General features: G+C 68.9%; 1 protein-coding gene. It reads right to left on the bottom strand.

Annotated features, from left to right (window positions below; genetic code table 11):
* Positions 1-606 (bottom strand): FadR/GntR family transcriptional regulator (locus tag ACWCV3_RS29095; protein WP_451230400.1); only part of this gene is annotated, 606 nt, incomplete at its 3' end.
* Positions 607-1,010: the final 404 nt, after the last annotated feature.

The raw sequence follows: 1,010 nt of genomic DNA, 5'->3' as shown, positions 1-1,010 counted from the left end.
GAAGATCGGCACGTGGTCGTCGTACGCGATCTTCCGGGTGCGTACCGCTCCGGTCCGCTCGACCCAGCCGCGCTGGATCATCGCGCGCATGCCCTTGAGCATGTCCCGCAGTACCGAGTTGCCGGACAGTTCGGCGAGGGCCGCGTGAAAAGCCGTGTCGGCCTCGGCGAACTCCTCGTCGGGGCATTCGTGCATCGCCTTGAGTCGGGCGCGCAGCAGTGCCACCCCCGACTCGTCGCGCGCCTCGGCGGCGAGTCCCGCGACGACGACCTCCAGCTCGGTGCGCGCCTGGAGCATGTCCTTCGCGCCGCGCTCGCCGAGGACGAGGCCGAGCTCGAAGAGCCGGTACAGCACGTCGGAGTCGGTGCCCCGGAAGTACGTCCCGCTGGACTGCCGGATCTCCAGCAGGCCCAGGAAGCCGAGGGACTTGATGGCCTCCCGCACGGTGGGCCGGTTGACCCCGAGCATCTCGGTCAGCTGCCGCTCCGAGGGAATGCGGTCACCGGGCTGGACCTCCCCGGACATCAGGTAGTCGATCAGTCGCTGGGACACCTCGGCGGCCAGCGGCTCGCGCGGCTCGACCGTGATTCTGGAGAGTTCTGCCATGGATTTCCTCGTTTCGGCGGGGCGGGTCCGGCGTAGGCCGCCGAGGGTGCCCCAGGGGGCTTCGGAGGCGCATCGATCGAACGTGGCTATTGACGAATCAGCCAGGAGTCTAGTTACCTACCGGCCAACCGGTAAACCGGTCAGCCGCAACTGGTCGTGCCCCCGCGCCTCTTGAGCCGCAGCTTCAAGTCCGCCCTCTCGCACGTCCGGCCCTCAGCCCTGCGCGGGTGCGCGCCCGCACCCTGCCACCCGCCGCGCCCCGAGCGCCGCCCCAAGGAGCAACAATGCTCGCCGTACTCGGCTTCGCCACCCTGGGCAGCTTCATGCTGCTCGTGATGCGCAAGTACCTCTCCGCCTTCACCGCCATCATGATCACGCCGATCATCGCCGCCGTCATCGTCGGC

The organism is Streptomyces sp. NPDC001781 (genome assembly GCF_053596035.1).
Note: the sequence above shows the minus strand (reverse complement) of the source record. Positions and strands in the feature narration are given on the sequence as shown.